We start from the raw sequence: 1,459 nt of genomic DNA on the forward strand, positions 1-1,459 counted from the left end.
TACTTATTCGCTTGTTGTATTCTTACTAAAATAATCTTCACCATTTTCCTTTTTTAGCTTGAATGCACATTTTTGACACCAATCTTGCATGGCATTATCTAGGACATAATTCTTTAAATAAATCTCTAAGGCGACAAGTGCTATCCCCAATACACTTAGGGTTGCAGCAGCTTCTATCGCCCTAATACCTAATAATGCACGGCCAATTACATATTTTTCAACATTATAATACAGTGATGTGTTTTTCATGAGTGGAAGATTCAAGAAAGCACTAATTCCTACAACTAAAGTCGCAAAAGAGTTAATTGTTTTGGCAGTATTCAGTGCTCTTGCATATGGATTACTTTCATTCCACGACTTATAGGCACTTTTCCCATCAATTATTAAAGAAAATATAGCACCCGCGATCGCGAAATATGCCCCACACTTAGCAATATACGCGGCACGCTCTGCAAAAGAAAACTTTTCCATTGAGCTACTGCCCACTTCTAAAATAGCAGCTGTTGTTGCCATCATGCCTGACATATATGACAAAGTATTATCTACGGATGGATCAATATTAAACTTAGAAATCTGTGTTCCTAAGTTAATCAGTTCAAATATTGCAACCACACCAGATACACGCAAACCTGCACTTGGTGAACTATTTGCAATAATCCGATCAATTTGTTTGGCTGCTTTACTTGGGTTGGTTGCGGATGAAGAATACTTTTTCCAGTTGTTCTGCACCATTTCAGGTGTCAACTTAATCCGACCCGTTAAAGTTTGAACTGGAATAAGATAATATAGAGAGTTTTTTGCAACATGCTCAACCAATGCCCCACTATGAGCAAAAGTATAAAACGTTAAGCGTCCAAGTTTTTTTGCAAATTCTGAACTTGGCGTATATTTCATACTCCACTTCACTGCAGTTTGGGTCAGTTCAGACATCCAGTAAAACGTTTTTAATAGGCTAAATTTTTGCCCATGTAACATATAACCGTTATTGGTTTTATCTGCTGCCCATTCTTGCCAAGCTTTATCTGCCGCAACAAATGCTGCAATCGCAGTTTTAGCTGCATTTTGTCCATCATCCCAAGAAATATCGATAATACTTGGTGCCGCTGCATTATATTTATTTTTTAAACTTTCTTGGTTATAACAAATTGCCCTCATATAAATATTTTCTTTGGCAATTTTTTCTACGCCTAACCAAGTTTCAAGTAATGCTTGTCCACTCTGCACCCCACTCATCCCATTAATCATATCCATCGCATGAACATAAAAAATATTTCCATATGGAACTTGCACTTGATCATCATAAGCATGAAGGGCATTTATTACAGCTTTAGACAATAACCATTTAATATGGTCATCTCCTATAGCTCTTGCTCCAGCTAAACACTCTTGAATTAATGCGTTAATTTTTTTATCAAAATTTGATTTAGCCACCATATCTAAATTTGGCTTATATTTTTGA

Annotated in this window: 1 protein-coding gene; it reads right to left on the reverse strand. The window is 36.1% G+C overall.

Annotation, left to right across the window (positions count from 1 at the left end; translation table 11 throughout):
* Window positions 1–3: 3 nt before the first annotated feature.
* Window positions 4–1,459: T6SS effector BTH_I2691 family protein (locus J536_RS25935; RefSeq protein ID WP_032064271.1), on the reverse strand; the 1,456-nt coding region annotated here is incomplete at its 5' end.

Source organism: Acinetobacter sp. 809848 (assembly GCF_000581275.1).
Lineage (GTDB): Bacteria > Pseudomonadota > Gammaproteobacteria > Pseudomonadales > Moraxellaceae > Acinetobacter > Acinetobacter pittii.